The organism is Pseudomonas sp. NFACC24-1 (genome assembly GCF_900115235.1).
Taxonomy (GTDB): domain Bacteria; phylum Pseudomonadota; class Gammaproteobacteria; order Pseudomonadales; family Pseudomonadaceae; genus Aquipseudomonas; species Aquipseudomonas fluorescens_AA.
Genome location: NZ_FOVS01000052.1, coordinates 23,448 through 29,447 on the forward strand (window position 1 = coordinate 23,448; position 6,000 = coordinate 29,447).

The 6,000-nt window shown below is 59.6% G+C and carries 5 protein-coding genes; 2 read left to right on the forward strand and 3 right to left on the reverse strand.

Features of this window, described 5'->3' with window-relative positions; genetic code table 11:
- Positions 1-169 precede the first annotated feature (169 nt).
- The 3 genes from BM317_RS28515 to BM317_RS28525 all read right to left on the reverse strand — a co-directional run bounded on the left by BM317_RS28515 (position 170) and on the right by BM317_RS28525 (position 2,535).
- Positions 170-751, reverse strand: a complete 582-nt coding sequence (locus BM317_RS28515; protein WP_092171205.1) for an IMPACT family protein — start codon at positions 749-751, stop codon at positions 170-172.
- 7 nt (positions 752-758) lie between these two features.
- On the reverse strand, positions 759-1,409 hold the full coding sequence (locus BM317_RS28520) for a TetR/AcrR family transcriptional regulator (protein ID WP_060739307.1): 651 nt from the start codon (positions 1,407-1,409) through the stop codon (positions 759-761).
- Positions 1,410-1,614: 205 nt separating this feature from the next.
- Positions 1,615-2,535 carry a LysR family transcriptional regulator gene (locus tag BM317_RS28525; protein ID WP_072410356.1) on the reverse strand — a complete coding sequence of 307 codons (921 nt, stop codon included), beginning with the start codon at positions 2,533-2,535 and terminating at the stop codon, positions 1,615-1,617.
- Between the two features lie 123 nt (positions 2,536-2,658).
- Here BM317_RS28525 and BM317_RS28530 point away from each other — a divergent pair, with 123 nt between their 5' ends.
- Positions 2,659-4,008: an omega-aminotransferase AptA gene (locus tag BM317_RS28530; protein WP_092177156.1), complete on the forward strand. Its 1,350-nt coding sequence runs from the start codon at positions 2,659-2,661 to the stop codon at positions 4,006-4,008.
- 72 nt (positions 4,009-4,080) lie between these two features.
- Positions 4,081-5,574: a CoA-acylating methylmalonate-semialdehyde dehydrogenase gene (locus tag BM317_RS28535; protein WP_092477088.1), complete on the forward strand. Its 1,494-nt coding sequence runs from the start codon at positions 4,081-4,083 to the stop codon at positions 5,572-5,574.
- Positions 5,575-6,000 lie beyond the last annotated feature (426 nt).

Sequence of the window (6,000 nt, forward strand, 5' to 3'; positions counted from 1 at the left end):
GATTTGTCGGTTGGGCAGGGCTTTGGACAAAAAATGAGCAAGCCTCTGAAACCCGCATGACAGAAGGGTTACAGAGGAATGTGCTCAGGTTATCCACAGTCGGGTGCACAGTGGATGTGGGCAAGTTGAACGATTGCGCGATGCGCTGAAGGGTTGCATGCCTGCGAACTCAGCGTTCCAACAGGATCCGTCCACGGCTCAGGTCGGCCAGTTGCGTTTGCAAGGTTTCGATGTGAGCTTCACCCACGGCCAATTGCAGGTCTACGCCATTGGCGGTGAAGCGCTCTTCATTCACCAGCCCGCCGCATTCGGCGACGCGCAGTTTCACCAGGGGCAGTTCGGCGAACCCGCAGCTACAGTGCAGCGGCACACGGCTGATCAGTTCGATTTTTTCGGCGTTTTGCAGGCATTTGTTCGCGCCGCCCCCGTAAGCCCGGGCGAGCCCGCCCGTGCCCAGTTGAATCCCGCCGTACCAGCGAATCACCAGCACCACGACTTGATCGCAGGCCTGGGCTTCGATCGCAGCCAGGATCGGCCGCCCGGCGGTGCCACCTGGCTCGCCATCGTCATTGCTGCGGTATTGGTCGCCAAGTTTCCAGGCCCAGCAATTGTGCGTGGCATTCAGGTCGCTGTGCTGCTCGATGAACGCTTGGGCATCGGCGGAGCTTGTGATGGGCGCGGCGAAGGTGATGAAGCGGCTTTTGCGAATTTCTTCGCGGTACTCGCAAAAACCGGCAAGGGTAAAGGGCATGGCGATCTTAAAGAGTGGGTGTCAGGCCGCAGCCCTTGAGAATGATGCGGATCAGGTTGTCACCCGCGTCGATCATGTCTTGCTTGGTCAACTTGCTGCGACCGGTCACGCGACAGATCTGGGTGGCGAAGTCGGCGTAATGCTGGGTGCTGCCCCACAACAGGAAAATAAGGTGCACCGGATCGATCGGGTCCATCTTGCCGGCGTCGATCCAGGCCTGGAACACGGCCGCCCGACCATTGAACCAGGCGCGATAATCCTGGTTGAAATACTCGGTCAGGCATTCGCCACCGCTGATCACCTCCATGGCAAACAAACGCGATGCCTGGGGCTGGCGACGAGAGAACTCCATTTTGGCGCGGATATAGCGGGTCAAGGCTTCGGCCGGATCATCCTCGGCGGTGAGGGTATTGAAGGTGCTGTCCCACAATTCGATGATGTTGCTCAGTACCGCCACGTACAAGCCGAGTTTATTGGTGAAGTAATAATGCAGGTTCGCCTTGGGCAGCCCAGCCTTGAGGGCGATGGCATTCATGCTGGTACCTTTGAACCCGTGGCGAGCGAATTCATCTTCGGCAGCCTTGAGGATCGTCTCTTCGTTCTTTTGACGAATGCGACTGGTGGGCTTGCCACTGTGGGCTGGGACTTCAAAGGTCATGGGCGTTTCCGGGCTGGGTCTGTGGGCAAGCAAGTGCGTTGATAGCGCACCGGCATCGATCCGACAAGTGCCATCACACTAAAAGCTTCTTGATGGCGGTCACCTGCCCCCTGTGGGAGCGGGCTTGCTCGCGAAGCGGAGGGTCATTCAATAGAGGTGTCGACTGATACAACGCTTTCGCGAGCAAGCCCGCTCCCACAGGGGGTTAACGGGTGGCCGCCAGGCTCTCGAGGAAACTCTCCAGCACCAGATGAGGCCGGCGACCCTTGCGCGTCACCGACGCCAGGCTCAAGTCATAGAACCGTGCCGCGGGTTTCAAGGCCCGCAACCGACCTTGCTGGACCCAGAGGTTGGCGTAGTGATCAGGCAGGTAACCGATGTAGCGCCCGGTGAGAATCAGGAACGCCATGCCTTCGCGGTCCGATGCACTCGCGGTGCAATTGAGCGCCTGGTAGTGGGCCTGGATCTCGGCCGGCAGGCGGAACGTGGGGGCGATGGCGTCCTGGCTGTTGAGGCGAGCGTCTTCAAGCTGTTGGTCATCGACATAAAACAGCGGATGCCCGACCGCGCAGTACAGCAGCGATCGTTCACTGTACAACGGTTGATATTCCAGCCCTGACAGGGCACTGGCCTGGGGGACCACGCCGACATGCAGGCGCCCGTCGAGCACGCCTTGCTCGACTTCGTTGGGGGCGATCATGCGGATCTGGATCTGCACGTCGGGCCCGCGCTCTTTCAATTGCGCCAGGGCGTGGGTGATGCGCATGTGGGGCAGGGTGACCAGATTGTCGGTCAGGCCGATGGTCAACTCTCCGCGCAAGTGCTGGTGCAGGCCGTTGACCTCAGTGCGAAAACTTTCCAGTGCGCTCAATAACTGCAACGCCGATTGATATACCTCGCGGCCTTCCTCGGTCAGGGAAAAACCCGCGCGCCCGCGTTGGCACAGGCGCAAACCGAGGCGTTGTTCGAGATCGCTCATCTGTTGGCTGATGGCCGAGCGGCCGATGCCCAGCACGGTTTCCGCGGCGGAAAACCCACCGCATTCCACGACGCTGCGAAAAATGCGCAGCAGGCGGATATCAAAGTCGCTGACCTGGGCCAGTGGATCGGGACGACGTGCGCTCATAGTTTAGTGATCCACCGACTGAAGGTTACAAAAGTTGCATTTCATCGACTTTATCGCCGTGGCAACTTAGCTGCAAGAACGCCTTTCGATCCCCTGTCGCTTATGACCTGCGAGGTTTTGTCGATGAACATGCCCGAACACGCTGCCGGTCTCCTGGCCAGCCAGCTCAAGCTCGATGCCCACTGGATGCCTTACACCGCCAACCGTAATTTCCAGCGCGATCCGCGCCTGATCGTCGCCGCCGAAGGCAGTTGGTTGGTGGATGACAAGGGGCGCAAGGTGTACGACTCGCTGTCGGGGTTGTGGACATGCGGCGCCGGGCATACCCGCAAGGAAATCCAGGAAGCGGTCGCCAAGCAACTGGGCACCCTCGATTACTCGCCGGGGTTCCAGTATGGTCATCCGCTGTCGTTCCAGTTGGCGGAAAAAATCACCAGCCTGACCCCGGGCAGTCTCAATCACGTGTTCTTCACCGATTCCGGTTCCGAGTGTGCCGACACCGCGGTGAAGATGGTCCGCGCCTACTGGCGTCTCAAGGGCCAGGCGACCAAGACCAAGATGATCGGCCGTGCCCGTGGCTATCACGGGGTAAACATCGCCGGCACCAGCCTCGGCGGTGTCAGCGGCAACCGCAAGTTGTTCGGCCAGGCGATGATGGATGTCGATCACTTGCCCCACACTTTGCTGGCCAGCAACGCCTATTCCCGTGGCATGCCGAAAGAAGGTGGCATCGCCTTGGCCGATGAGCTGCTGAAGCTGATCGAACTGCACGATGCATCCAACATCGCCGCAGTGTTCGTCGAGCCGATGGCTGGCTCGGCCGGCGTGCTGGTGCCGCCTGAGGGCTACCTCAAGCGCCTGCGGGAAATCTGCGACCAGCACAGCATTCTCCTGGTGTTCGACGAAGTGATTACCGGTTTCGGTCGCACCGGTTCGATGTTCGGTGCCGACAGCTTTGGCGTGACCCCCGACCTGATGTGCATCGCCAAGCAAGTCACCAATGGCGCGATCCCCATGGGCGCGGTGATTGCCAGCAGCGAGATCTACCAGACATTCATGAACCAGCCGACGCCTGAGTACGCGGTGGAATTCCCTCACGGCTACACCTACTCGGCGCACCCGGTGGCGTGCGCGGCTGGGCTGGCGGCGCTGGATCTGCTGCAAAAGGAAAACCTGGTGCAGAGCGTGGCCGAGATCGCCCCGCATTTCGAGAATGCATTGCACGGCTTGAAGGGCGCGAAGAACGTCATCGATATTCGCAACTATGGTCTGGCCGGCGCGATCCAGATCGCCGGGCGCGATGGCGATGCCATCGTGCGTCCGTTCGAGGCTGGCATGGCGTTGTGGAAAGCCGGGTTCTATGTGCGCTTCGGCGGTGACACCCTGCAATTCGGGCCGACGTTCAACAGCAAGCCGCAGGACCTGGATCGCCTGTTCGACGCCGTCGGTGAAGTGCTGAACAAGCTCGACTGATGCGTCCCTCTCTATAGCTTTCGATAACGGGCGTCCGGTCACGGGCGCCTGTGGGTAATTCCGGAGTCCCCCATGAGCCTCATCCCGCATTTGATCAATGGCGAACTGCTGAGCGACAGTGCTCGCATCGCTGATGTGTTCAACCCGTCCACTGGCCAGGCCATCCATAAGGTGCCGTTGGCTGATCGCGCGACCATCCAGCAGGCTATCGACGCCGCCAAGGCGGCTTTCCCGGCCTGGCGCAATACGCCGGCGGCCAAGCGCGCGCAGGTGATGTTTCGTTTCAAGCAATTGCTGGAGCAGAACGAGTCGCGTATCGCCCAGTTGATCAGCGAAGAACACGGCAAGACCTTGGAAGACGCGGCCGGTGAACTCAAGCGCGGCATCGAGAACGTCGAGTTTGCCTGTGCCGCACCAGAAATCCTGAAAGGCGAGTACAGCCGTAACGTAGGGCCGAACATCGACGCCTGGTCAGACTTTCAACCCTTGGGCGTGGTGGCGGGCATCACACCGTTCAACTTCCCGGCGATGGTTCCGCTGTGGATGTATCCGCTGGCGATCGTCTGCGGTAATTGCTTCATTCTCAAACCGTCCGAGCGCGACCCGAGTTCGACGTTGCTGATCGCCCAGTTGCTGTTGGAAGCCGGTTTGCCCAAAGGTGTCTTGAGCGTGGTCCATGGCGACAAGGCCGCGGTGGATGCGCTGATCGAAGCGCCGGAAGTGAAGGCGCTGAGTTTTGTCGGTTCGACGCCGATTGCCGAATACATCTATGCCGAGGGTACTCGACGTGGCAAACGCGTCCAGGCACTGGGCGGGGCGAAGAACCATGCGGTGCTGATGCCGGATGCCGACCTGGACAATGCCGTCAGCGCGTTGATGGGCGCGGCGTACGGTTCGTGCGGCGAACGTTGCATGGCGATTTCGGTGGCGGTGTGTGTCGGCGACCAGGTGGCGGATGCACTGGTGTCCAAGCTGGTGCCGCAGATCAAGGCGTTGAAGATCGGCGCCGGCACGTCTTGCGGGCTGGACATGGGGCCGTTGGTGACCGGTCAGCACCGGGACAAGGTCAGTGGCTATATAGAAGAAGGTGTGACGGCGGGTGCCTCACTGATTGTCGATGGTCGCGGCTTGAGTGTGGCTGGGTATGAGGAGGGCTTCTTCCTCGGTGGCTGCCTGTTCGATCGTGTGACCCCCGAGATGCGCATCTATAAGGAAGAGATCTTTGGGCCGGTGCTGTGCATCGTCCGGGTCAACAGCCTGGAAGAGGCCATGCAACTGATCAATGATCACGAGTATGGCAACGGCACCTGCATCTTCACCCGCGATGGCGAAGCGGCGCGGTTGTTCTGCGACGAGATCGAGGTCGGCATGGTGGGCGTCAACGTTCCATTGCCGGTGCCTGTGGCCTATCACAGCTTTGGCGGTTGGAAGCGTTCGCTGTTCGGCGACCTGCACGCCTATGGCCCGGACGGCGTGCGTTTCTATACCCGTCGCAAGGCAATTACCCAGCGCTGGCCGCAGCGTGCCAGCCATGAGGCTTCACAATTCGCTTTCCCCAGTTTGTAGTCAGTCAGTGAAGAGGCCGGCGCACTTGGCGCCGGCCTCTGTATTTACGGGGCTTTTTGACTGATGTGACAGAATTGTGAAAATAGGTGTTGACGGCAGATTCTGGAAGTCTATAATTCGCCCCACTTCCGGCGCAGTCGAAACGGAAAACTCCTTGAGATTCAATGAGTTAAGTAGGTTTCGAAGGCGCAGGGCTTCAGTTCATCGAAGTCCGGAAGAAGCAGATAGGGCGGTGTTGTTTGGCTCTATGTGCGGTTCGATCTTCTCGGTCGAAAGCGGTGAAAAAGAGGTGTTGACAGCAGCGAGTAACGCTGTAGAATTCGCCTCCCGCTAACGAGAGATCGGAAGCGCAAGTGGTTGAAGTTGTTGAGGTTTCCGAAGCGAAACTTTGAAAACTTCTTAAAATAACCGCTTGACAGATACACG

Coding starts and splice junctions, on each gene's coding strand:
- BM317_RS28515 (WP_092171205.1), bottom strand. CDS start 751: ATGCCCTTTACCCTTGCCGGTTTTTGCGAGTACCGCGAAGAAATTCGC.
- BM317_RS28520 (WP_060739307.1), bottom strand. CDS start 1,409: ATGACCTTTGAAGTCCCAGCCCACAGTGGCAAGCCCACCAGTCGCATT.
- BM317_RS28525 (WP_072410356.1), bottom strand. CDS start 2,535: ATGAGCGCACGTCGTCCCGATCCACTGGCCCAGGTCAGCGACTTTGAT.
- BM317_RS28530 (WP_092177156.1), top strand. CDS start 2,659: ATGAACATGCCCGAACACGCTGCCGGTCTCCTGGCCAGCCAGCTCAAG.
- BM317_RS28535 (WP_092477088.1), top strand. CDS start 4,081: ATGAGCCTCATCCCGCATTTGATCAATGGCGAACTGCTGAGCGACAGT.